A 24990-nucleotide genomic window follows, 5' to 3' on the forward strand; every position below is an offset into this window, starting at 1 on the left:
AAACGTCTTCAATCAGGTCTGCCTCAGGGGTACCCCGCCCAGCGCCTCGGTCAGGTCCTCGGCCCGCACCGGCTTGGAGAGGTAGCCGTCCATCCCGGCGGCCGCGCAGGCGTCCCGGTCCTCCTTGGTCACGCTCGCGGTCATCGCGATGATGTGCGGCTGACGACCGGGCGGGATCTGTGCGCGGATCGTCCGGGTCGCCTCGAGGCCGTCCATCACCGGCATGTGCATGTCCATCAGCACCACGTCGTAGTCGAGCCGCTCCAGCGCCTCCACCGCCTCCAGGCCGTTGTTGGCCAGCTCGACCGTGTGCCCGAGCTTGCCCAGCATCAGCCGGCCCACCTTCTGGTTGATCTCGTTGTCCTCGACCAGCAGGATCCGCAGCTTGCCGGCCACCGTGAGATCGCGGTCGCGCGGGGCGGGCTGGGCCTGGTCGCCCGGCGGGCTGGGCTGCGGGATCTGGGCGGGCGGACCGGACGTCTCCGGAACGAGCGCCTGTCCCAGGGCCTCGACCAGGGCGGCGCTGCGGATCGGCTTGGTCAGCACCGAGGCGAACACCTTCTCCTGACTGCGGTCACGCCGGCCGATGCTGGACAGCAGCACCAGCGGAAGGTCCTTGCCACCGGGCAGCTGACGCAGGGCCAGGGCCAGCTGCACACCGTCCATCACCGGCATCGCGTAGTCCAGGATCGCCAGGTCGAACTGCACGCCGCTGCCGATCAGGGCCAGCGCGTCGAGCGGGGAGGGGCTGTCCTGACAGACCATCCCGAAGCTCTCCAGCTGCAGCCGCAGGATCTGGCGGTTGGTGTCGCTGTCGTCCACGATCAGCACGTGCCGTCCGGCCACCACGGCCGGCGGGCGCTTCGGCAGCCCCTGCCGGTCCGGGCCCTGGGGCAGGCCGAGGGCCACGGCGAAGGTGAACCGCGAGCCCACGCCCACCTCGCTGGTCACGGTCAGCTGCCCGGACATCGCCTCGACGATCGCCTTGCTGATCGCCAGGCCCAGCCCGGTGCCGCCGTACAGCCGCGTGGTGGAGGCATCGACCTGGCTGAACGACCGGAACAACCGGCCCATGTTCTCCTTGGAGATGCCGATCCCGGTGTCCGCCACGGTGAACCGCAGGCGCGCCCGCTCGCCCACGCTCGCGTCGGTGGCGTCCCAGTCGCCCGCGGCCGGGTCCACCGGGTTCAGCGGTTCCTCCTCCAGCTCGACCTTCAGCAGCACGTCGCCCTGGGTAGTGAACTTGATCGCGTTGCTCACCAGGTTGGTCAGCACCTGCCGCAGCCGGGTGACGTCACCCACCACCACCGCCGGGCAGTCCAGGTCCACGTGCGAGACCAGGTCGATGTTCTTCAGCGACCCGGCGAACTGGGCGACCACCCCCTCGACGCACTCCCGCAGCTCGAACGGGTGCTCCTCGAGGTCCAGGTCACCGGCCTCGATCTTGGAGAAGTCGAGGATGTCGTTGATGATCGCCAGCAGCTGGTCGCCGCTGCTGCGCACGGTCAGCAGCAGCTCGCGCTGCTCGTCGTTCAGCGGGGTCTCCAGCAGCAGGCCGGTCATCCCGATCACGGCGTTCATCGGGGTCCGGATCTCGTGGCTCATAGTGGCCAGGAAGGCCGACTTGGCCTTGGTCGCCGCCACCGCGGCGTCCCGGGCGTGGGTCATCGCCTCCATCGCGGCGGCCTTCTCGGCCTCGGCCCGGCGCCGCTCGGTCACGTCCAGGGCCACCGTGCAGATCGCGTAGGTCTGGCCGGCCTCGTCCTGCAGCGGGATGCGCACGGTGTCGTACCAGTGCCGGCCGTCGGCCAGGTCGGCGATCTCGTCGACCTGTACCGGACCCCGCAGCCCACGCCGGTCGTTGGCCCGCCAGCGGCTGGCCAGCCGGGGGTCGAGCAGCTCGTCGGTGGCCCCGACGATCTCCTTCTCGTCGATCCCGAAGGCGTCCAGGAACGCCTGGTTCACCATCAGGTAGTGGCCGCTCAGGTCCTTCACGGTGATGATCGACTGGTTGTTGTGGATCACCGCGCGCAGCATGTGGCTCTGCGCGTCGCGTTCCTTCTCGGCCCGCACCCGCGCGGTCACGTCGGTGACCACCCCGATGTAGCCGCAGATCACGTCCGGGTCGCCGTCGTACATCGGCCGCATCGACACCTCGACGGTGTGCCGGGTGCCGTCCTTGGCGATGTGCGTGCGGGGCCGGCGCAGCGCCGGGTGGTCGAGGTGGCCGGTGAGCAGGGCCAGACCGAAGGGCTCGCCGACCTCGGCCGCGATCTGGGCCATCTCGTCCGGGTCGTGCCAGGACAGGGCCCGCCGGGTGCCCAGCACCTCGTCCGCGGTGTAGCCCAGCAGGTGCTCGGCGCCGCGGTTCCACAGCGTGATCCGGCCCTGCGGGTCGATCGCGACGAAGGCGTGCTCGGTGGCGTCGAGCACCTGGACCAGCAGGTCCCGGGCCCGGCGCACCTCGCGTTCGGTGCGGCGCAGCTCGGTGACGTCGAACAGGGTGCCGACCACGTGCACGGTGCGGCCGTCGGGGTCGGTCTCGCGCCGGCCCCGGGCCTGCACGATGCGTTCCTCGCCGTCGCGGCGCACGATCCGGTACTCCAGCTGCTCGGCCACCCCACCGTCACGGATCCGGGCGGTGGCCGACGTGACCCGCTCCCGGTCGTCGGGATGGATGAAGGTGCGCGACAGCTCCACGGTCGGGTGGACCTGCCCGGGAACGACCCCGAAGAGCCGGTACAGCTGCGGCGACCACCACGACTCGCCGGTCGAGAGGTCGACCGCCCAGCTGGCCAGCTCGGCGATCTCCTGGGCCTCCTCGAGCTGGCGGCCGCGCCGCAGCGCCTCGGCGTTGGCCTCGCCCAGGGCCTGCTGCGCGGCCGTCCGTTCGGTGACGTCGCGGCCGATCAGCATCAGCTCGGTGACCGTGCCGTCCTCGTCCGGGATCGGCAGCATGCTCACCTCGATCAGCCGGTAGCCGCCGGTGCCGACGTGCCGGACCCGGCTGGTGAACTCCCGCCGCTGCCCGCCGGCCACGTCCCGCACGGCCTGGCGGGCGCCCTCCCGCTCGTCCGGGTGCACCATCATCCCGACGATGTCGGTGGTGTTCGTGGCGGCCTCGGGGGAGAGACCGAGCACGTGCTGGAGGGCGGGGGAGGCGTAGAGCAGCTGCCCCTGCGGCGACATCCGGCCGATGATGTCGGGCGAGCTCTCGACCAGGGTGCGGTAGCGGCTCTCGGAGCTGGCCAGCAGCTTGATCAGGCGCTGTCGTTCGGCCAGTTCCTGCTCCCGCTCGAACAGCGTGCGCCGCAGCGTGAGCTGGGTCATCACCTGCTCGCTGAGCACCCGCAGCAGCTCCAGCTGCTCGTCGGTGAGATGGCGCGGCTCGTAGTCGATCACGCAGAGCGTGCCCAGCACCTCACCGCTGGGCGTCTCGAGCGGGAAGCCGGCGTAGAAGCGGATCTGCGGTTCGTCGGTGACCAGGGGGTTGTCGAAGAACCGGGGGTCGGTGCTGGCGTCGGTGACGATCACCGGGGCCCGGTCGGAGACCACCCGGTCGCAGAAGGCGGTGCGGCGCTCACCCTCCCGGTTGGCCATGCCCACCGCCGCCTTGAACCACTGCCGGTGCTCGTCGATCAGGGTGATCGTGGAGCTGGGGGTGCGGGCGATCGACGACGCCACCCGGACCAGGGCGTCGAAGCCGGGCTCGGGGTCGGTGTCCAGGATGCGGTACGTGTCCAGCTCGGCCAGGCGGCGGGCCTCGGCCGGAGCGGGCCCGTCCACCTCGTCCGGGAGCTGGGAGTGCTCGGTCACCTCTGGGACATCGGCGCGCCGGACCTCGCGCTGGACCGTCACCGCATCCCTCATGGAACTCTCATCCGGGGCTGCGACGGTGGTGCTGCACCCGGCGGAACCCGCTCTTCGGGGCCACCGTTGGATCAGTGAGTTGTTCGGTAGGTCGGTCAATGGGAGGCAGCAGGTCATGCGCAGTGTGGTTTCGAAGCGGTCGGGGGCGGTCCGCACACTGGTGGTGCTGCCGCTCGCCGCACTCCTGCTGGCCGCGTGCAGTGGCGAGGGCTCCACCGCCGACCAGATCAACCAGCTCAACGACACGGCCAACGAGCTCAACGACACGGCCCAGGAGCTGGAGTCGGCGGCCGACAGCATCCCCGACCTCAGCCAGGCGGAAGACGCCCTGCAGGACGCCGCCCAGAACCTGGGCCAGAAGGGGCAGGCCGAGCTGGCCTGCAGCACCGTGCGCGCGGTGGTGAGCACCAGCGAGGGCGGCGACGCCGAGGCGGCCGCCACGCAGCTCGCGGCCACGGTGGCCACCATCTTCAACACCCTGGGGCAGGACGAGGAGGGGGCGGACAGCTTCGACCTCGACGCGGTGATGCAGGAGGAGTGCCCGAAGGTGCACACCGAGGCGCTCGAGATCACCCAGCGCGACAGCCTGAACGAGCTCTACCGCAACTGATCTCCGCCCCGGACATCCGGGCGAATCACCACGACCCGGGCGCGAACGCATCGCGTCCGGGTCGTGCTTTTGCCGTGCGGTGTGACAACTGGGACTCAGGAGGTAGCCTGCTGGACGGCCACCGGGGGGCAAGGGCCGAGGTCGAAGGCGATCTGACCTTCTGAAATGACTGATCCGGAGAACTCACCGTGGCATCTGGTTTGCGTAAGGCAGTTGGCGTGGCGGTAGCGGCCCCGCTGCTCGGGCTCGTGCTGGCGGGGTGCGGGAACGGCGCCAGCGGGACCACCGCCGAGCAGACCGCCCCGGCCCCGACCCAGGCGGCGACCACCTCCGGCGAGACCGAGGCCGCGGAGCCGACCGAGACCGCGCGCTACGACATCAATCTGATCATGGTGTGCGACGTGGTCGAGGCCACGCTGGCCGACCTGGGCGCCAAGCCCACCGTGCCGCACGCCCGGTCCGCCTTCCGCAAGGCCCTCACCGCGGCCTTCGAGACCTCGACCACCCCCGACGCCACCCTGCGCGACGTCGAGGTGGACAACATGCTGAACGAGGGGTGCCCGGGCGCCCGCTCGAAGGCGCTGACCGTCATCGACCTCGACGCGATGTCCAAGCTCGCCCGCTGAGAACGGCTCAGGCGGGCACCGGTTCGCGGGCCGGCTGCGCCGGCGTCTTGCGGCGCGGCAGCCAGGCCTGCTCGATGTACCGGTGGCCGATCTCGGCTGCGACGAACGTGCCCGCCAGCGTGGCCGAGACCAGGGCGGCGGCCACCGGCGGGGCGTCCTGGTCGAGACCGGCCAGGCTGATGACCAGTTCGAAGGTCACCAGCACGGGGCCGTGCAGCGCGTAGATCGCGAACGACCGGCTGCCCAGCCAGTGCGCGACCGGCCGGTTCAGCAGCCACTGGGCCGGGCCGCCGGTGGGCAGGGCCAGGCTGATCACCAGCAGCACGGCCAGCCCCAGCATGGGCAGGAACCGCAGCTCCCGGACCAGCTCGCGCTCCCAGCAGGCCAGCACCACGAGCAGGAGCCCGATCACGCCGAGCGGCATCGCCGCCCGCACCTTCCGGCCCGGACGGGCCGCCAGCCACAGGTACAGCTCGTAGGCCACCATGCCCGCGCCGAGACCGCCCAGGCCCCGCCCGAACGCCACCCAGCCCACCGTGTTCTCGGCGTCGGCGGGGGTGAGCGAGAGGATCACGGCCCCGGCGACCAGCGCCACCGGGCCGACCAGGCTGCGCAGCCGGGGCGCGAGCACGGCGATCACGACGACCACCAGGATGTTGGCCCAGAGCTCGATCGACAGCGACCAGGCGGCCGCGTACCCGGCGAACAGCGGGCCGACGAAACCCTGCACCAGGAAGAAGCTGGTGATCCAGGCCCGGGGCGTGGTGTCGTCGTGGGTGAAGGCGCCGGCCTCGGGGGTGTGGAACAGGTTCAGGGCCTGGCACAGGGCGGCGAACGAGACTCCGGCCAGGGCGATCGTCCAGCCGGTCAGGTGCAGCGGCATGAAGCGCCGCACCCGCAGCGCCGCGAAGCGGGCGGCCGAGCGCAGGCCGTCGGTGCGCAGCAGGGTGCGGGCCAGCACGAAACCGCTGAGCACGAAGAACAGGTCGACCATCAGGTAGCCGCCGGTGACCAGCCGGTCGACGGTCTCCGGGGCACCGAGGTCGCGCAGCTCGCGGCGCAGGTGGAAGAAGACCACCACCAGGGCCGCCAGGCCGCGCAGGCCGTCCAGGGCGGTGAAGCGGTTCGGGACGGACATGCACGGCCTTTCACTCAACCTTCAACAACGTTCGAAGGTTAGGTGAATGCTGTGAAAATCGCGCGAGGAGATGTGCGCTATGCCCTATTTTGGAGAATCTTTGCCGTGAATTTAGGAGACCGGCGGCACCGCTGAGCGCTGCATCCGCTCCGCCACCCTCCCCACCGCCTCCGCCAGCTCCGGCGGTGACAACACCCGGAACTCGGACCCGACCAGGCTCAGCCACGGCGCCATCGACTCGGCGTCCGCGCCCCCGATCGTCACCACGCACTGATCCTCGCCCTCGGCCTCCACCGCCTCGGCCGCCGTGCCCAGCCGCTCGGAGACGATCTGGGCCGACGCGAACACCCGCAGCCGGGCAGTTACCGCCCACTGCACCGACTGACTGCCCCGCCGCACGAAGGCGGCCGCGTCCCCGCCGGGCACCTCCCGCTCGGCGAACCGCGCGCCCACGGCCAGCGGATCACTCACCCTGTCCACCCGGAACGTGCGCCAGTCCACCCGGTCCAGGTCCCAGGCCAGCAGGTACCAACGCCTTCCCCAGTTCACCAGCCGGTTCGGCTCGACCGCACGCTTGGACACGGTGCCCCCGTGGTCCGCGTAGCCGAAGCGCACCCGCTCCCGGTCCCGGCAGGCCGAGGCCAGCAGGGAGAGCGTGCCCGGATCGACCACCGGTACCGGCGCGGCCGCGGTGCCCGGGCCGATCCGCACGGTGTAGGCGGTCAGCGCGTCCACCCGCCGGCCCAAGCGGTGCGGCAGTACGCGCTGCAGCTTGGTCAATGCCCGCAGTGCGCTCTCTTCCAGACCGGCCACCGCCCCGCCGGCCGCAGTTCTCAGACTCAGCGCGATCGCCACCGCCTCGTCGTCCTCCAGCAGCAACGGCGGCAGGTCGGCGCCCGCCCCGAGGCGGTACCCGCCCACCGAGCCGCGGGTCGCGTCGACCGGGTAGCCCAGCGAGCGCAGCCGTTCCACGTCGTGCCGGATCGTCCGGGTGCTCACGTTCAGCCGCTGGGCCAGCTCCGGCCCGGACCACTCACGCGGGGTCTGGAGCAGCGACAGGAGCTGGAGCAGTCGCTTCGAGGTCTCGGCCATGCCGTCCAGGGTGACAGGCCAAGCGGAAGGCTTCGTTCCTCTTGCCAGGTGTCCGCTCGGGTGGGTCCCCAGGAGTAAGGCCGGTCACAGCACTAACTTCGACGGTGTGGAACACGAGATCAGAGTCCTCAGCGACGCCCAGGAAGTCGGCCGGTCCCTTGAGGTCTTCCTGAACGCGATGGTCGGCATGCGCTGGCCCGACCCGGAGGCCGTGCCCGGACTGATGGAACCGGGGCGCACCGTGGCGGCGTACGTGCCCACCGCCAACCCGAGCGCCGACGTGCCGGCCGGGAACACCAGCCACCCGGAACGGCTGGTCGGCACGGCCAGCTCGTTCACCAGCTGGATGATCGTGCCCGGCGGCAAGAAGGTGCCGCAGGCCGCGGTCACCGACGTCGGGGTGCTGCCCACCCACACCCGGCGCGGGCTGGCCGGGGCCCTGATGCGCCACCAGCTCGAGCAGTGCCTGGCCCGCAACGAGATCGTCGCCAGCCTGCGGGCCAGCGAGGCGACGATCTACGAGCGCTGGGGCTTCGGCATCGCCAGCAACGTGGCCACGGTGGAGATCTCGGTGGACCGGGCCGACTTCCGCCCGGGGGTGCCCAAGGGCGGTGACGTCCGGCTGGTCGACCTGCGCGAGCGGGCCGACCAGGACCTGCTGGCCCGGATCTACACCGGCGCCAACTGGGTCGGTGCGATCGACCGGCCCAGCTACTGGTGGCGGGCCCGGGCGCACATGCGCCAGCTCGGCCAGGACCACCACTACGCGGTGGTGCACGGGATCCCCGGTCACGAGGACGGGTTCGCGATCTACACGCCGCAGGACAGCAGCACCTGGTTCCGCTCCAAGGACCGCGGCATCGTGGTCGGCGACTTCGTCGCGAACACCTCCCGCGCGCACTTCGGCCTGCTGCGGTACCTGCTCTCGCTCGACCTGGTGCAGCGGGTGGTGCTGGACACGATGCCGGTCGACCACTCGATCGAGAAGCTGTTCACCGACGAGCGCTCGGTCAGCACCCACGGCCGGCGCGACGAGACCTGGCTACGGCTGGTCGACGTGCAGGCCGCGCTGGCCGCCCGCACCTACCGGGCGCCGGGTCAGGTGATCATCGAGGTCCGCGACGACCTGCTGCGCGACAACAACGGCCGCTACCTGATCTCGGCCTCCGGGGTGGCCCGCACCGAGCAGCCGCCCGACCTCACCATGGACGTGGCCCAGCTGGCCTGCGTCTACCTCGGCGGCACGCCGTTCTGGCAGCTGGCGCAGGCCGGCCGGATCGCGGTGCACCGCGACGCCGGGCTGACCGTGGCCGACCACCTCTTCGCCCTGCGTCGCGCGCCTTTCGGGGGCACGATGTTCTGAGCGCCCAGCCCCGGGCCGGATGATCGTCCGAAGGTGAAATCGTCTGTCCATGAGCTGATTTCACCGAGCAGAACGGTCAACCCCGGCGAACCTGACGAGATGCGGCTGGGATCTGAGAGGTGCTTGGGGATATCCCCCGTTCGACGACTGAACCTCCGGCGATTCGGCAGGGGTTGGATCATCACCAAGTGACATTCTGTCAAGATGTTGTGGCTGAGAGTAGGCAAGGCGTGTGGTGCTCTCCGTACCGCCGCGATGGTCTCCGTCGCCGGTGCAGGGCTCGGACTCTCCCTCACGGGAACAGCTTTCGCCGATACCGGAGAGCCGGGCCCGAAGGGCGAGATCGGCCGGAGCCCCTACCGCGAGGTCGTCCAGTACGCCCCCAACGCCGTCTCGGTCACCTTCGGCACTGCGCTGCGTGAGTCCGGCGCCTCGATGAGCATCAGGACCAAGTACGGCGAGGTCGGTGAGGGCAAGGTCTCCACCAGTGCCCGCACCCTGCGCCGCTCGCTGGTGGTGGGTGCGCCCAACGGCCCCTACACCGTCGACTGGGAGGCCGTGGCCAAGGACGGCCGCAAGTTCTCCGGCACCTTCAGCTTCACGGCCGGGCACCCGAACGACGATCCGCGCAATCCGGGCCGCCCCTCCCCGAAACCGACCGGGACCGAAGAGCGTCCGCAACCGTCGACGTCCTCAGATCCTGCCCCTTCGGTGGCCGCGACCGCCTCGCCGTCGGTCAAGGACGCCTGGGCCTACGACGACGAGGCCTCGGTGGCCCCGGTGCGGACCGACCGCGAACCACCCTCGAACGGCGGCGCCGCGTACGGCTTCCCGCTCCTGGCCCTCGGGGTCGGCTCCTTGCTGGTTCTCGCATCCGGGCTGGTCAGCCGGCGCCACCGTCCAGCGGTGGCCGAGCGGCTGACCATCCGGACCAGCCGGGGCATCTACTCGGTCTGATCATCCGGCTCGACGCGCTGCTCCTTCTGCCCCGGCTTCTGAACCGTCCTGCCGGGCAGGGGGAGCAGTCGCAGTTCGGCCGGGATCTGGGCCAGGTCGATCACCCGTCCGCTGGGGGCGACGTACGTTTTTTGGATTGAACGGGTGTTGTCGCCCTGGTCCCCAGTGGTTCCACTCGGGTCGGTGGCCGGGTTCGGGGTGGCCGGGGCGGTCTCGACGGTGACCTCTGCGTCGGGCCGGGTCTGGTTCAGGGCATGAAACGTTTGTTCGGACTGGGCGGTCGGCCCACCTGGGTCGGTGGTTGCGCAGACCCGCTCGGCCGGCGGATCGGGCAGAAGGATCTGACGTCGCACCGGCCCCTGTCCGGTCTCCGGAAAGCGGTGAGGCTGGCTGCGCTGCACGGTTTTCCCGAGGCGGTCGAGCAGGCGGGTGAGGGGGGAGTGCGGGGCCCGGACCAGCGTGACCACGAGCCAGGCCGAGGCGAAGTGGAGCGGCAGCAGATAGGCCGCGGCCAGCACGTCCGGCCGGGCCGCGCAGAAGAGCAGGGTGGTGAACGCGAGCAGGGGAGCCGTACGCGAGGTCCGGATCCGCTGCGGCACCGAAGGACCGTGCGCCGGCACCCGCACCGACCCGGTGTTCATCCGCAGCCAGTAGATGGTGAGCGTCCCCGTCCCCAGCCCGGCCAGGGCCCGCCCCAGCACGGCCAGCCCCAAGGTGCCCAAACCCTCCTGCTCGAGCGTGAGCAGCAGCGCCGAACCCCCGATCGCCGCCAGCCCGGCCAGCAGCGGCCAGATCCCGAAACGCCAGAACCCCCTGCGGTCGGCCGGGCTTCGCCAGGCCAGGAAGACGCCGGCCAGCACCAGGAGCAGGTCGAACCCCACTCTGCTGCCCACGAGAATCTGTTCCAGCACTTCGGGCCCGGCCGAGGTCTGCCCTGACTCTGCGGTGAGCCAGGAACTGGTCTCGCCGCCCAGGGCGAAGGGGATCGCGAGCAGGGCCAGGCCGGTGATGGCCGGAAGGAGTGGCTGGGGGCCGGCCGGCGGCAGACGTTTCGGGATGGGACGAGGCTGCTCGTTCCCCTGGTCGTTCCCTTCGGCGGCAGCGGTCCCGGCGGCTTGCCTTTGCTCCACCACCGCAGCGGGCGGGACCTGGGCCTCGGCCGTGTGCAGGTCGGGTCGGGGCGCGGCGTTCATGTGTGACGAAAGCCCTTTCGGCCGATGCGAATGACGGCGGTCCGCAAGGTGCCGATCGGAACGGCCCCCGCGCGCCGCCGGGGCAGCCTATGAACCAACGGCCGGTACTCACGTGATCACACAGCGTCAAACGGCCGGTAGTGTTCAGTTCGGCCGTTCGACCTACCTGTCCATTGCCTGCCCTGCCCCTGGCGCGACCCGCTGGTCGGGTGTTCGGCCGCTCCCCGTCCGGCGCAACCTTGATCCAGGGCTGAGCCGGGATTGTCGGTGTGGCCGGTTAGGGTTCTTCCCATGACTCCGGCGCGCGGTGCGATCCGGCTGACCCGGACGGCGATCTTCTCGCTGTCCGCCGTCGGCCTCGCTGTCGCTGCCCACGCGGTCGGGGGCGAACCGGTCAACCTGGTCGTCGCCCTGCTCTGCGTCCCTGCAGTCATGCTGGTGGTCAACCTCCTGGCCGGCCGCCGCCGCGGCCCCGCCGCGCTGGTGCTGGCCATGGGCGGCACCCAGTTCGCCCTTCACACCGCGCTGATGGCCGGCGAGATGGCGGGCTCCTGCCGGATGACTGCGCAGCACCTGGCCTCCGGCGCCCACGCCTCCACCCTCTCCGGCTGCGGCCCGGGCATGTCCGGGCACCAGACCTCAGACCTCTTCGCGATGTCGCCGCGCATGCTCGCCGCGCACGCCCTCTCCGCCACCCTGCTAGCCCTGCTCCTGGCCCGGGGCGAGGCCGCGATCTGGGCCCTGGCCGGCTGCCTCGGCTTCCGGCTCGCCCTGCCCCACCTCCCGGCCCCACCCCCGGCCCGAAGCCCCCTTCCCGTCCTCGTCCGCGAGGCCCTGCTGCCCCGCGCAGTGGTGCCGCGCCGCACCGTCCGACGGCGCGGCCCACCCGAACCCGCCCTGCCCCAGGCCCTCTAGGCGCGTTCTGTGAGTCGCTGGCGTGGCGAGGAGATGCCGATGCGCGGCCGTGGCGAGGACATGCCGGTGCGCGGCCGTAGCAAGGACATACCGATGCGCGGCCGTGGCAAGGACACGCCAGTATGCGGCCGTGGCGAGAACATGCCGGTGCGCGGCCGTGGTGTGGACATGTCCGGTGGTCGTGCGGCAGGCCGGTTCTGCTGACCCTCTGCGGGTGGCTGTTCCTGACCCAGTACGCCCGCCCCGGCTGGCGGCGCCCTTCGGCTACCTGGTCGACCTGCTGGCCGCCGTGCCGTCGATCGTCTACGGCCTGTGGGGCTTCTACGTCTTCCGCCCGAAGATCGAGCCCTTCCAGAGCTGGCGGTAAGTGCCCTGACCCTCTGCGGGAAAGTGCCCTGACCCTCTACGGGTAAGTGCGCTGGCCCTCTGCTGGTGAGGGCCCTGTCCTTCGGCGGCCGTCCTACCGAGGTCTCCTCCTTCGAGGCCCGGCGAGACTGACCGTCACTGGGACTGCTCAGCTGTCACGGACAGCGCTTCGCGCAGCAAGACTCCGAGGGCGAGCTTCGTCGGCCGGCACTGCTCCCACAAACGGCACCGGAGTTTTCCTCCGACGCCGGCCCAACAGTCCGATCGTCAGCGCTATCGCCAAGACTCAGTTCTGCCAGGCCCGAGGTCATGGCCGGCTGATCGATGTGACGTCGTTCCGGAAGAGCGGCGGCCTCGGCAGCAGATCTGGCGGATGGCGTCGGCTCCGGTGGGGACGGAATCGGCGTTCGGTCTGTGAACTGGCTAACTCTGGCGGGTCAGCCCTTGGCTCTCTGGGCCATGGATTCCCGAGGACGGCCGTCGCCGACGCAGCAGAGGGCAGCAGATGGCAGCAGATGGCCTGGGGCAATACGTGCAGTTCGCAATTCCTGGCAGTAAATCCGAGGCGGCCGTGAGCCGTCCATCATTCGTCCTTAGAGAAAGACTTCCGAACCATGTCGCAATCGCGCTCTCCTCTGGCCGCCCGCGCCGGGGCCACGCTCCTGGCCGCCGCCGCCATCACCTTTGCCGGGGCTACGGCGGCCCAGGCTCACGTCCGGGTCACCCCTGACAGCACCGCTGAGGGTGGTTACTCGCGGCTGACGTTCCGGGTGCCGAACGAGTCGGAGACCGCCGGGACCACGTCGGTCGAGGTCAGCCTGCCCACCGCCACCCCCTTCAGCTCCGTCATGACCAAGCCGGTGCCGGGGTGGAAGGCCGAGGTCGTGGAGGGGGAGCTGCCCGAGCCGATCGAGGTGGACGGGGCCACGGTCACCAAGGCGCCGGTCACGGTGACCTGGACGGCGGCGAAGGGCACGCAGATCAACCCGGGCGAGTACCAGGAGTTCTCGATCTCGGTCGGTCCGCTGCCGAAGATGGGCACCGCGATCGAGCTGCCCACCAAGCAGACCTACTCCGACGGCCAGGTCCAGGACTGGAACGAGCCGACGGTCGAGGGTGAGGAGGAGCCGGAGAGCCCGGCGCCGGCCTTCGAGGTCACGGCGGCAGAGGCCGATGGGCACCACGCGGCCGCGGCACACACCGACACCGCGGCCGGCGAGGCTGCAGGCTCCGACGACTCGGGCAGCTCAACCTCCGGCAGGTCGGACTCGGACAGCTCGGACTCGGCGGCCCGCTGGCTCGGCGCCGGTGGCCTGGCGGTCGGCCTGATCGGGCTGGGACTGGCCGCAGTGGCCTGGCGCCGGGTGGCGGCGCTGCAGAGCGCGCGGCCGGTTCAGGGCAGCACCGCCGGTTCCGAGAACAAGCCGGGAAGCTCGCAGGGGAGTGTGGCGTGACCATCCGTACCAATCGTTCAGTGGCCGAGCACGGCGAGCAGCAGCGGCATCTCGGCCCCCGGGCCCGGTTCGCAGCCGTTCTGGCCCTGGTCCTTTCCGGGCTCGTGCTCGGGGCCGGCCCGGCACTGGCCCACGACCAGATCGTGGAGTCCAACCCCAAGGACGGCGCGAACGTCAAGACGCTGCCGGACGAGATCGAGCTGGTCTTCAACAACAACCCGCTCGCGCTCGGCTCGGTGGTCCGGATCGAGAGTCCGGACGGTGACGTCACCGAGGGCAAGCCGAAGATCGTCGACGAGACGCTCACCCAGGCCATCGCCGCCGGGGCCCCCGCAGGCAAGTACACCGTCCAGTGGCGGGTGACTTCGTCCGACGGCCATCCGATCTCGGGCGAGTTCACCTTCACGGCCGAGGCAGGCAACGAGCCGGCCGCCGAACCCACCGAGACCACCGGGGCCACCGGGGCCACCGACCCCACCGAGACGGCCGAGCCGACCGGGACCGCTGAGTCGACCGAGGGCGGGGCCCAGGTGATTGAAAGCGCCGAGCCCAGCGAGAACACTGCCAGCGCGCAGAGTTCTTCGGACGAAGACGGTGGCGCATCTCCGGTGCTGATCGTGACCCTGCTCGTGCTGGCGCTCCTGGCGATCGGCGCGGCGGTCTACGTCTTCGTGCTGGCGCCGAAACGCTCCAGCGACAACTGATCTCACCCGGCCCCGCCCGCTCCGCTCCTCAGCGGGCGGGGCGAGGGCGGGTGCTGATGTGTGCACATGGTTCACCTGGTACCAGGTGAACCATGTGTACACATTCGTTTTGGGGCGGACTGAGGTCCGAGCGTGGCCGGCTTGGGCCGGAGTGGGGTCGCCTCGCGCCGGGGTGAGGCCGGAACGGGCTGGGTTGGGGTGGGCCGGAGTGGGGCCGGGTTGGGGCGGAGTGGGGCCCGAGTGGGGCCGGATTGTGTTTGGCGGGAGCTGGTCAGTGCCGGGTCAGAGGTTTGGGCAGTACCGCGTGCGGGGCCGCTGGCACCTGTGGCAGACCCAGTACTGGATCAGCGTTGTTCGGGGAGCACGACGGTGACGCGGCGGTTTGCCCGGCGGCCGGCCTTGGTGTCGTTGGTCCGGCGCGGGCTGGTTTCCCCGAAGCCCTGTACGTCGAGGCGTACGTTGGTTCCGTGGAGCCGCAGGCTCAGGGCATTTGCTACCGCGAGTGCCCGCTGCTGGGACAGGTCCAGGTTGTGGGTCTCGCTGCCGGTGCTGTCGGTGTAGCCGTTGACCTGGATGGTTCCCTGCATCCGGGCTTCCCGGACCTGCCGGGCCAGGTTGTCCAGCCGTGAACTGGCCCGGGGGGACAGTTCGAAGGAGTTGAAGGGGAACAGGACGTCTGAGAGGAACGTGATCTCGCGGCCTGGCTGAACGGTGGGCGCCACGTTCGGTTTCTGCGAGGAGAGCACGGGCGCTCCGGATCCGCCTGGCCCGGCACCGGTGGCTTGGGGGTCGCTGGCGGACGAGGTGTCGCCCGCGCCGGACTCGCCCCCTGCCCCTGCCCCTGGCTCGCCCTCAGCCCCGGGTTCGCCTCCGACGTCAGAGTTCGCTGCGTCGGAGCCTTCCCCGTCAGAGCTTCCCGCGTTTGAGCCCCCTAAAGCAGTGCCGCCCTGGCCAGTGCCACCCGGATCGGTGCCACCCGGATCGGTGCCGCCTGGGGCAGTGCCATTGGGATCGGTGCCGCCTGGGTCAGTGCTGCCCGGGTCAGACAGGGCGCTGCTGGGGTTGGCGCCGTCTCCAGATCCTGGGCCACGAGCGTTCCCCGTTTGCCCGGTGTCCGTGGCGTCGGCGCCACGGAGGTCGCCGACGGCGGTGGTCGATGGGTCGGAACTCTTCAGTGGGGGGAGCACATGCAGGCCTACCCAGCCTAGGAGTACCAGCGCGGCGAGCGCCATGACGCTGCCCACGACCGTGTTGCGATGCACCTGCCACCAGACCGCCCCTCGGCTCATCGGCTTCGGCCGGTCAGGTTCTTCCTGCTCCGTCGCGGCCGGTTGCTCGGGGATCACCGGGACCGGCGGGGTCTGCAGTACGCGGAAGCCCCGGTCGTCGCGGGCGCGGGCCAGGGCGACTAGTGCGCTCGCTAGGCCGTCGGCGGAGTTCAGGCCCTTCGGGTCGAGCAGGGCGGCCCAGTCCAGCCACAGGGTCAGCGCACTGATCAGCCCGTCTGGCCCGAACCCGGCCACTACGCGCAGGGGAACGCGGATACCTTCGTCGTCAACTGGCGGGGGAGCCGAAACCCGACTGGGGCGGCGCTCGTGCTGGCGCGCGACCACTACGGCTTCCTCCGTGACCTCCGCGGCCGAGACCAGGCGTCGCGACGGTGTCCAGGAGAACTCCCGGATCATCGACTGCAGGTCCCGGCTCGCCCGGCCGAGTTCCTCGTGCCCCCGGAGAACGATGTCCCCCTCGCGCCGAGGCACTCGCAGGTAGGCGTCGGGAGCAAAACAAAGGACGAAGGCGTCGGGGTCACGCCGAAGAACGGCCTCGCGTACGGGTTTGAGAGGGTCGGGGCCGTACAGGGCCGACGACGTCGGTTCGTCCGCGGGGGAGTCGTCGCGGCGTGCTCTCCGGCGCGAAGGTGCTTCGGTCACGACCGCCGTCCGGCGAACAGGACGGGCGGATGTGCACGACGGGTGACGAATGGTGTCGGAGCGCGCACGGACGAAGACTGCCGGTCGCCTCGAGCGATCCGCAAGGGGGCAAGCACCTAGAGGGAACGAAACTCTCCAACAAACTGAGGACGCTGGTGAGCCGGAGTGGCTCACCAGCGTCCTCAAGCGATTGTTGCCTCAGGCGTTGGTGACCAGCCCGAGCTCGGCGGGCGCGACCAGCCCCTCGTGCCGGGGCAGCACCCGGACCGTGTATCCGAACGGGCCGGTGCGGCGCAGGGTCAGGTGCCCCTCGAACACGTGCCGCCCGTCGGCCGGGTCGTTGTCGGCCGGGCCGGCGTACTGCAGGTCCTGCACCACGAAGTCGGTGATCAGGTCTTCCGGCGAGACCCGCCCGTGCACCACCTGCACCTGTACGTCTTCCGGGGCCAGGCCGTCGATGAAGGCCACCGCGCGCACGCTCATCTGATCGCCCACCTGCGGGCTGTCGGAAAGGCCGGAGGAGTCGACGTGCTCGACCCGCACGGCCGGCCAGGCGGTGCGCACCCGGGCCTTGAAGGCGGCCAGGTCACGGGCCAGTTCGGGGGTGGTGGCCCGCCCGGCCTGGGCGGCGGGCAGGTAGAGCTGGCGCACGTAGTCGGCGACCATGCGGCTGGCCAGCACCTTCGGGCCCAGCGAGGTGAAGGTGTGGCGGACCATCGACAGCCAGCGCTGCGGCAGGCCGTCCTCGTCGCGTTCGTAGAAGCGCGGCGCGACCTCGTTCTCCAGCAGGTCGTACAGGCCCGCGGCCTCCAGGTCGTCGCGGTAGCCCGCGTCCTCCACCCCGTCGGCGGTCGGGATCGCCCAGCCGTTCTCGCCGTCGAACCACTCGTCCCACCAGCCGTCCAGCACCGAGAGGTTGAGCCCGCCGTTCAGCGCCGACTTCATCCCCGAGGTGCCGCAGGCCTCGAACGGGCGCAGCGGGTTGTTCAGCCAGACGTCGCAGCCCGGGTAGAGCGACTGGGCCATGGCGATGTCGTAGTTGGGCAGGAAGACGATCCGGTGCCGGACGCCGGCCTCGTCGGCGAAGCGCACCATCTGCTGGATCAGCCGCTTGCCGGTCTCGTCGGCCGGGTGCGACTTACCGGCGATGACCAGCTGGACCGGCCGCTCGGGGTGCAGCAGCAGACGCCGGAGCCGCTCCGGGTCGCGCAGCATCAGGGTGAGCCGCTTGTAGGTGGGTACCCGGCGGGCGAAACCGATGGTCAGCACGTCCGGGTCGAGGATCTCGTCGACCCAGTGGAGTTCGGCGTTGCCGGCGCCGCGGCGCAGCCAGGAGGCGCGCACCCGCTGCCGGGCCTCGTGCACCAGGTCGGCGCGCATCTCGCGGCGGGTGGCCCAGAGCTCGGCCGCGGGCACCTTGCCGATCTCTTCCCAGGCCTTGGCCTCGGTGCGGATCTGCGGGCCGATGTGCCGCACCGCCAGCTCGATCATCCGGCCGTCGACCCAGGTGGGGGCGTGCACGCCGTTGGTGATCGAGGTGATCGGCACCTCCGGCGGGTCGAAACCCGGCCACAGGCCGTCGAACATCTCCCGGCTGACCACCCCGTGCAGCTGCGAGACCCCGTTGGCGCGCTGGGCCAGGCGCAGGCCCATCACCGCCATGTTGAACACCGAGGCGTCGCCCCCGGGGTACGTCTCGGCCCCGAGCGCCAGGACCCGCTCGACCGACAGGCCGGGCAGGCCGCCCTCCGGCCCGAAGTGGCTCATGATCAGCTCGCGGGCGAACCGGTCGATGCCGGCCGGGACCGGGGTGTGGGTGGTGAACACGGTGGCCGCGCGCACGCTTTCGAGCGCCTCTTCGAAGCTCAGGCCGGTGCCGACCAGCTCGCTGATCCGCTCCAGGCCGAGGAACCCGGCGTGGCCCTCGTTGGTGTGGTAGACCTCCGGCTCCGGGGCCCCGCTGATCCGGCTCCACAGCCGTAGGGCCCGTACGCCGCCGATGCCCAGCAGCATCTCCTGGTGCAGGCGGTGTTCCGGGGTGCCGCCGTACAGCCGGTCGGTGACCGCCCGGAAGGCGTCGTCGTTGGCCTCGTGGTCGGAGTCGAGCAGCAGCAGGGGCACCCGCCCGACCTGCGCCTTCCACACGTGGGCGACCAGCGGGCGGCCGCCCGCGAGGGTGACCGTGACCTCGGCCGGCGTGCCGTCGGCCTCGCGGACCAGCGAGATCGGCAGCTCGTGGGGGTCGAGGACCGGGTACTCCTCGTGCTGCCAGCCGTCGCGGGTGAGCGACTGCTCGAAGTAGCCGCGCTGGTAGAGCAGGCCGACCCCGACGATCGGCACGCCCAGGTCGCTGGCCGACTTCAGGTGGTCGCCGGCCAGGATGCCCAGACCGCCGGAGTACTGCGGCAGCACGGCGGTGATGCCGAACTCCGGCGAGAAGTAGGCGATCGAGCGGGGTGCGGCCGGCCTGCCCTCGGCGGCCAGTTCCTCGTCGAGGGTCTGGTACCAGAGCGGCTTGGTGAGGTAGGCGTGCAGGTCGGCGGCGGCCGCCTCGACCTGCTCGACGAACTCGCTGCGCTCGGCGAGGGCCTGCAGCTCCTCCGGCGAGAAGGAGCCGAGCATGGCGACCGGGTCGCGACGGGCGGCCTCCCAGCGGGCCGGGCTCAGCGACGCGAACAACTCCAGGGTCGGGCGGTGCCACGACCACCGGAGGTTGCTGGCGAGCTCGTCCAGTGCTTTGAGCGGCTCGGGCAGGACGGTCCGGACGGTGAATCGGCGGATCGCTCTCACCCGGCAAGCCTAGGCCCTGCCGGCGGATCTCTCTCGGCGAGTCGGTGAACCTCTTGCGGAACTCGCAAGAAGTTTCACCCGGAGGCTGCCGATAGGTTTTGAAGCACCGCAGTGATCGCCACGAAACTACTGTCTGGTTGGATCTGGGCCTGGGGTGCCGTTGGCGCGACCATGATTCGTGGTGGTCGGCGGGCGGCCCGCTTCGCGGATTCGTTCCAGGTGCCTGGTGTGTCGGTGACGCGGGCCAGGTGAACGGTGGGGTACCGCCCGAGGGCGTTCGGATGGCGTCCTGATGGTGGCTGGGCGGTGACGGTGCGGTGGAAATGCGGGGACCCCCCGGCATGACCGACCCTGGTACCTGGATGTTGGGCAGTTGGTGTTGTTCGGAATTGGCGGGGGCCGAGTCGGGGCCCTGCCGGGAAGGTCGTCGGAAGCGTCCATGAGCCTGCACAGTGGCTTTGATCAGATCGACCGCATCTCAGGCGTCGCGGGAACGGGTAAACGCATGGAGACACAGACCAGCTCGACCCCTGAGTACAACGGCAGGGACGCCGCGCTCTCCGCGCCCGTCCCCGCCCCCTATCTCGCCCAGGGGAAGGGCGAGAGCGCGTCGGTCGTCTACGGACGTCCCGGCATCGGCCGCATCCCGGTCACCGGGGTGACCCCGAACGTCGACGGCGGGCGCTGGCCGGCCAAGGCCGTCGTCGGGGAGACCGTGGAGGTGAGCGCCGTCGTGTTCCGGGAGGGGCACGACGCGGTGGCCGCCACCGCCGTCCTGATCGACCCGGAGGGCAACCGCCACTCCGAGGTCCGGATGACCCCGGGCGCGCCCGGGACCGACCGGTACCACGCCAGTTTCACGCCCGACCGGATCGGCATGTGGTCGTTCGTGGTCGAGGGCTGGAGCGACCCGTACGGCACCTGGGAGCACGACGCCGTCATCAAGATCGGCTCCGGGGTCGACGTCGAGCTGATGCTCGAGGAGGGCGCCCGGCTGATGGAGCGGGCGGTCAAGGAGACCCGCCAGCGCCGTAAGCCGATGCTCAACCTGACCGAGGCCGCGGCGGTGATGCGCAACAGTAACCGCTCGGTCTCCGAGCGGCTCGCCGCCGGGCTGTCGCTGCAGGTCAAGGGCGCTCTGAACGAGAGCCCGCTGCGCGACCTGGTCTCGCCCTCACCGGTGCTCAGGCTCGAGGTGCAGCGCGAGCGCGCGCTGTTCTCGTCCTGGTACGAGTTCTTCCCGCGCTCCGAGGGCGCCCGGCTGGACGAGAACGGGCGCTGGATCTCCGGCACCTTCCGCCAGGCCGAGCCCCGGCTCGAGGCCGCCGCGGCGATGGGTTTCGACATCGTCTACCTGCCGCCGATCCACCCGATCGGCCGGGTGAACCGCAAGGGCCCGAACAACACCCTCACCCCCGGCGAGACCGACCCGGGCTCGACCTGGGCGATCGGCTCGGACGAGGGCGGTCACGACGCGATCCACCCGGACCTGGGCACGATCGAGGACTTCGACCACTTCGTGGCCAGGGCCCACGAGCTGGGCCTGGAGATCGCGCTCGACCTGGCCCTGCAGTGCGCTCCGGACCACCCCTGGGCCAAGTCGAACCCCGAGTGGTTCACCACCCGGGCCGACGGCACCATCGCGTACGCCGAGAACCCGCCGAAGAAGTACCAGGACATCTACCCCCTGAACTTCGACAACGACCCGGCCGGCCTGGCCAACGAGATCCTGCGCGTGGTCAACCACTGGATCGACCACGGCATCAAGGTGTTCCGGGTGGACAACCCGCACACCAAGCCGGTCTCGTTCTGGGAGTGGCTGATCCGCACGGTGAACGAGACCCATCCCGAGGTGATCTTCCTGGCCGAGGCCTTCACCCGCCCGGCGATGATGCACACCCTGGGCAAGGTCGGCTTCCACCAGTCGTACACCTACTTCACCTGGCGCAACACCAAGCAGGAGATCACCGAGTACGTCACCGAGCTCTCGGGCTCAAGTGCCGACTACATGCGGCCGAACTTCTGGCCTAACACCCCGGACATCCTCCACGACTTCCTCCAGAACGCGGGGCCGTCGGCCTTCAAGCTGCGTGCGGTGCTCGCGGCCACCCTCACCCCGAGCTGGGGCATGTACTCCGGCTACGAACTCTGCGAGGGTGCGCCGCTGCCGGGTCGCGAGGAGTATCTGGACAGCGAGAAGTTCCAGTACCGCCCACGGGACTGGAGCAGCTACGAACCGGGCGGGTCGAACCACGGCCGATCCATCGCGCCGTACATCACCCGGCTGAACGACATCAGGCGCAACCACAAGGCTCTGCAGCGCCTGCGCAACACCGTGTTCCACGCCGTCGACGACGAGCAGGTCATCTGCTACTCGCGCCGGCTGGAGTCGAGCGAGACGGGCGGTGGCCCCGAGGACGTGCTCATCGTCGTCGTCAACCTCGATCCGCACACCACCCGAGAGACCACTGTGCACCTGGACATGCCCGCCCTGGGCCTGGACTGGTTCGACGGCTTCGTCGTCGAGGACCTGATCACGGGCACCACGTACCCGTGGCAGGAGCACAACTTCGTGCGTCTCGACCCCTACTTCCAGCCCGCCCACGTCCTCCACGTCAGGAGGGTCTAGGTTGCCCAGGAACATCGGTGCGGGAATCCACCCGGGGCTCGACAACGACCCCAACTGGTACCGCAAGGCCGTCTTCTACGAGGTCCTGGTCCGGGCCTTCGCCGACTCCAACGGGTCGGGCTCGGGTGACTTCACCGGGCTGATCGGCAAACTGGACTACATCCAGTCGCTCGGCGTGGACTGCCTCTGGCTGCCGCCGTTCTACGCCTCGCCGCTGCGCGACGGCGGGTACGACATCGCCGACTACTGCGCCGTGCTGCCGGAGTTCGGCACCATGCCGGACTTCCAGGAGTTCGTCGCCCAGGCGCACGCCCGGGGCCTGCGGGTGATCACCGACCTGGTGATCAACCACACCTCGGACGCGCACCCCTGGTTCCAGTCCAGCCGCAACGACCCGGAGGGGCCGTACGGCGACTTCTACGTCTGGAGCGACACCGACGAGCTGTACCAGGACGCCCGGATCATCTTCGTCGACACCGAGTCCAGCAACTGGACGTTCGACCCGGTGCGCCGGCAGTACTTCTGGCACCGCTTCTTCAGCCACCAGCCGGACCTGAACTTCGAGAACCCGGCGGTCGGCGAGGCGATCCTCGACGTGGTCCGGTTCTGGATGGACATGGGCATCGACGGCTTCCGCCTGGACGCCGTGCCCTACCTGTTCGAGGAGGACGGGACCAACTGCGAGAACCTTCCGCAGACCCACTCCTTCCTGCGCAAGCTGCGCACCACGATCGACGAGGAGTACCCGGGCCGGATCCTGCTGGCCGAGGCCAACCAGTGGCCCAAGGACGTGGTGGAGTACTTCGGCACCGAGGACGAGCCGGAGTGCCACATGTGCTTCCACTTCCCGGTGATGCCGCGGATCTACTACGCCCTGCGCGACGAGAAGGCCAAGCCGATCGTCGACATCCTGGCCGAGACCCCGGACATCCCGGCGCACGGCCAGTGGGGCACCTTCCTGCGTAACCACGACGAGCTCACCCTCGAGATGGTCACCACCGAAGAGCGCGCCGCGATGTACGGCTGGTACGCCCCGGACCCGCGGATGCGGGCCAACATCGGCATCCGGCGCAGACTCGCGACCCTGCTCGACGGTTCCCGCGCGGAGATCGAGCTGGCGCACGCGCTGGTCCTGTCGATGCCCGGCAGCCCGACGCTGTACTACGGCGACGAGATCGGGATGGGCGACAACATCTGGCTGCCCGACCGCGACGCGGTGCGCACCCCGATGCAGTGGACGCCGGACCGCAACGCCGGCTTCTCCACTGCCGATCCGGGCAAGCTCTACCTGCCCGCCGTGCAGTCGCTGCAGTACCACTACGCGGCGGTGAACGTGGAGGCGCAGCTGGCCACCTCGAGCTCGCTGCTGAACTGGGTGCGCTCGATGCTGCAGATCCGGCGCGAGCACCCGGCCTTCGGGATGGGCACCTACCAGGCGGTCGAGGCCGACAACCCGGCCGTGCTCGCCTTCCTGCGGGTCTACCAGGGCGACCCGGAGACCGGCACCGCCCCGGAGATCCTGCTGTGCGTCAACAACCTCAGCCGCACCGCCCAGGCGACCACGCTGAACCTGCCGCACTGGACCGCCGACCACGAGATCAGCGACATCTTCGGCGGGACCGGGTTCAAGCCGGTGCCGCAGACCGGTGAGCTGACCCTGACCATGGGCTCGCGGGACTTCTACTGGCTCTCGATCACACCCCCGATCGACCCGACCGCGCGCAATATCGGCACCTCGATCGCCGCCAGCGCGAACGCCGGGGCCGCCCGATGAGCGAACCGGGCAAGCCGTCCACCGGTGCCGTCGACGTGGCCGGGCTGCTGGCCAGCTGGCTGCCCCGGCAGCGCTGGTTCTCGGCCGGCCACGGCGGGGTCACCCTGGCTCCGGCGGGCCAGATCATGCTGGTCCCGCCGGTGCCGGCCCCGTCGGTGGTCGAACCGGCCACGGGTGAGATCGCGCTGCCCCCCGAGGGGCAGCCGGTGCTGGCGCCGGAGGCGGCGATCGAGCGTCCGGTCGGGATCGTGGTGCACCTGATCAGTGCGCTGCCGGCCGGGCAGTCGCCCTCCGACGCGGGTTCGGCCACCTACCAGGTGCCGCTGACCTACCGGGCCGAGCCGGTGCCCGACCTGGCCCACGCGCTGCTCGGCGAGCTGCGCACCCCGGACGGCGTGCGGTACGTCTACGACGCCCCGCACGACCCGGACTTCGTGTCGGCCTGGACCGAGCTGATCGCCGCCTCGGCGGAGGCGATGTCCGAGGCCGGCACCCCGCGCAGCCGGGTGCGGGGGGTGCGCCGGGCCGGGGAGAACCCGCCCGACCCGCACCGCAGCGCCAAGGTGCTCTCCGGCGAGCAGTCGAACACCTCGATCATCGTCGGCCCGGACGGCGCCGACCCGGTGATGATCAAGCTCTTCCGGGTGCTCCAGCCCGGCCGCAATCCCGACGTGGTGGTGCCCGGGGCGCTCGCCCGGGCCGGCAACGAGCGGGTGCCGCGGCTGGTCGGCTGGGTCGAGGGCGAGTGGGTGCAGCCGGGCGGTCAGCCCGCCTGGGGGCACCTCTCGGCCGCGGCCGAGTTCGTCGCCGGCAGCTCCGACGGCTGGCGCATCGCCACCGGCGCGGTCACCGACGGCGAGACCTTCGCCGGGCTGTCGGCCCAGCTGGGTGGGGCCACGGCGGCGGTGCACGCAGCGCTCGCGGCGGCCCTGCCCACCCGTCCCAGCACCAAGGCCACGCTCGCGGCGCTGGCCGATCACCTGAAGCAGCGGCTGAACTGGGCGCTGGAGGCGGCGCCGGCACTGGCCGAGTACGCCGCGGCCGCGGGTGAGGTGGTCGAGAAGGTGCGGCACCTCGACGAGGCGCCCGACCTGCAGATCGTGCACGGCGACCTGCACCTGGGCCAGGCCCTGCACTCGGACGCCCGGGGCTGGGTGCTGCTCGACTTCGAGGGGGAGCCGTTGCGGCCGCTGGCCGAGCGCGGCGACCCCGACCTGGCGTTGCGCGACGTGGCGGGCATGCTGCGCTCGTTCGACTACGCCGCCCGGCACTCGGTTCTCGGGCTGGCCGACGACGACCCGCGTTCCCTGGCCGCCTCCACCTGGGCCAGTGAGTGCCGGGAGGCCTACCTCAACGGCTACGCGGCCGAGGCCGGTCGCGACCCGCGTCAGGATGCCGAGCTGTTGCGCGCGCTGGAGCTCGACAAGGCGCTCTACGAGGTGGTTTACGAGACGCGGCACCGGCCCGGCTGGGTCGAGGTGCCGCTGCGCGCGGTGGGGCGGCTGCTGGCCAGGTCTTCCGTCCGGTAACTCCGAACAGAACTGGGGACGTGTGTGCGCTCGGTGCGCACACACGTCC

The 24990-nt window shown here is 70.8% G+C and carries 16 protein-coding genes and 1 pseudogene; 11 read left to right on the top strand and 6 right to left on the bottom strand.

Annotated elements, in window-relative coordinates; translation table 11 throughout:
• Nucleotides 1-12 precede the first annotated feature (12 nt).
• Nucleotides 13-3870, bottom strand: coding sequence for a PAS domain S-box protein (locus QSK18_RS15200; RefSeq protein WP_285619742.1), 3858 nt, complete (start codon nt 3868-3870; stop codon nt 13-15).
• Nucleotides 3871-3985: 115 nt separating this feature from the next.
• Between QSK18_RS15200 and QSK18_RS15205 the strand changes: the two genes are divergently transcribed.
• Together QSK18_RS15205 and QSK18_RS15210 are read left to right on the top strand one after the other, a co-directional pair.
• Entirely contained in the window at nt 3986-4480 is a 495-nt protein-coding gene (locus QSK18_RS15205; RefSeq protein ID WP_232811700.1) for a hypothetical protein, read from the top strand.
• Nucleotides 4481-4698: 218 nt separating this feature from the next.
• Complete coding sequence (locus QSK18_RS15210) at nt 4699-5106, top strand: hypothetical protein (RefSeq protein WP_232811699.1); 408 nt, start codon at nt 4699-4701, stop codon at nt 5104-5106.
• A gap of 7 nt (nt 5107-5113) precedes the next feature.
• Here QSK18_RS15210 and QSK18_RS15215 read toward each other — a convergent pair whose 3' ends face one another.
• Together QSK18_RS15215 and QSK18_RS15220 are read right to left on the bottom strand one after the other, a co-directional pair.
• Nucleotides 5114-6244, bottom strand: coding sequence for an acyltransferase family protein (locus tag QSK18_RS15215; RefSeq protein ID WP_285619745.1), 1131 nt, complete (start codon nt 6242-6244; stop codon nt 5114-5116).
• 111 nt (nt 6245-6355) lie between these two features.
• Nucleotides 6356-7336: a helix-turn-helix transcriptional regulator gene (locus QSK18_RS15220; RefSeq protein ID WP_285619747.1), complete on the bottom strand. Its 981-nt coding sequence runs from the start codon at nt 7334-7336 to the stop codon at nt 6356-6358.
• A 106-nt stretch (nt 7337-7442) separates the two neighbouring features.
• Here QSK18_RS15220 and QSK18_RS15225 point away from each other — a divergent pair, with 106 nt between their 5' ends.
• Nucleotides 7443-8699: a GNAT family N-acetyltransferase gene (locus tag QSK18_RS15225; protein ID WP_285619749.1), complete on the top strand. Its 1257-nt coding sequence runs from the start codon at nt 7443-7445 to the stop codon at nt 8697-8699.
• Between the two features lie 204 nt (nt 8700-8903).
• On the top strand, nt 8904-9656 hold the full coding sequence (locus QSK18_RS15230) for a copper resistance CopC family protein (protein ID WP_285619751.1): 753 nt from the start codon (nt 8904-8906) through the stop codon (nt 9654-9656).
• Here the strand turns inward: QSK18_RS15230 and QSK18_RS15235 are convergent.
• A complete protein-coding gene (locus QSK18_RS15235; RefSeq protein WP_285619753.1) occupies nt 9644-10849 on the bottom strand; it encodes a hypothetical protein in 1206 nt (401 codons plus the stop codon). The two genes, QSK18_RS15230 and QSK18_RS15235, sit on opposite strands and share 13 nt — an antisense overlap.
• Before the next feature lie 291 nt (nt 10850-11140).
• Here QSK18_RS15235 and QSK18_RS15240 point away from each other — a divergent pair, with 291 nt between their 5' ends.
• From QSK18_RS15240 to QSK18_RS15255, 4 genes and pseudogenes are all read left to right on the top strand, one after another.
• Nucleotides 11141-11764 (top strand): hypothetical protein, encoded by a 624-nt coding sequence (locus QSK18_RS15240; protein ID WP_232811693.1) that lies wholly within the window; start codon nt 11141-11143, stop codon nt 11762-11764.
• A gap of 218 nt (nt 11765-11982) precedes the next feature.
• A pseudogene (locus QSK18_RS15245) lies at nt 11983-12125 on the top strand (phosphate ABC transporter permease subunit PstC); the annotation flags it as partial.
• Nucleotides 12126-12744: 619 nt separating this feature from the next.
• The gene (locus tag QSK18_RS15250; RefSeq protein WP_285619756.1) at nt 12745-13584 is read left to right on the top strand and encodes a YcnI family copper-binding membrane protein; all 840 of its coding nucleotides are present in this window, start codon (nt 12745-12747) and stop codon (nt 13582-13584) included.
• The gene (locus tag QSK18_RS15255; protein ID WP_285619758.1) at nt 13581-14288 is read left to right on the top strand and encodes a copper resistance CopC family protein; all 708 of its coding nucleotides are present in this window, start codon (nt 13581-13583) and stop codon (nt 14286-14288) included. Before QSK18_RS15250 ends, QSK18_RS15255 begins: the two co-directional genes overlap by 4 nt.
• Nucleotides 14289-14632: 344 nt before the next feature.
• Here the strand turns inward: QSK18_RS15255 and QSK18_RS15260 are convergent, their stop codons facing one another.
• Both QSK18_RS15260 and glgP read right to left on the bottom strand, forming a co-directional pair.
• Nucleotides 14633-16219: an OmpA family protein gene (locus QSK18_RS15260; RefSeq protein WP_285619760.1), complete on the bottom strand. Its 1587-nt coding sequence runs from the start codon at nt 16217-16219 to the stop codon at nt 14633-14635.
• Between the two features lie 198 nt (nt 16220-16417).
• Entirely contained in the window at nt 16418-19009 is a 2592-nt protein-coding gene (gene glgP, locus QSK18_RS15265; protein WP_232811688.1) for an alpha-glucan family phosphorylase, read from the bottom strand.
• A 505-nt stretch (nt 19010-19514) separates the two neighbouring features.
• Here glgP and QSK18_RS15270 point away from each other — a divergent pair.
• From QSK18_RS15270 to QSK18_RS15280, 3 genes are read left to right on the top strand one after another with little or no spacing between them, the layout of a single operon-like run.
• Nucleotides 19515-21638, top strand: coding sequence for an alpha-1,4-glucan--maltose-1-phosphate maltosyltransferase (locus QSK18_RS15270; protein ID WP_232811687.1), 2124 nt, complete (start codon nt 19515-19517; stop codon nt 21636-21638).
• 1 nt (nt 21639) lies between these two features.
• Entirely contained in the window at nt 21640-23412 is a 1773-nt protein-coding gene (gene treS, locus QSK18_RS15275; RefSeq protein ID WP_232811686.1) for a maltose alpha-D-glucosyltransferase, read from the top strand.
• Nucleotides 23409-24941, top strand: coding sequence for a maltokinase N-terminal cap-like domain-containing protein (locus tag QSK18_RS15280; protein WP_232811685.1), 1533 nt, complete (start codon nt 23409-23411; stop codon nt 24939-24941). The genes treS and QSK18_RS15280 overlap by 4 nt, the downstream gene beginning before the upstream one ends.
• Nucleotides 24942-24990 lie beyond the last annotated feature (49 nt).

The organism is Kineosporia sp. NBRC 101677, assembly GCF_030269265.1.
Classification (GTDB): domain Bacteria; phylum Actinomycetota; class Actinomycetes; order Actinomycetales; family Kineosporiaceae; genus Kineosporia; species Kineosporia rhizophila.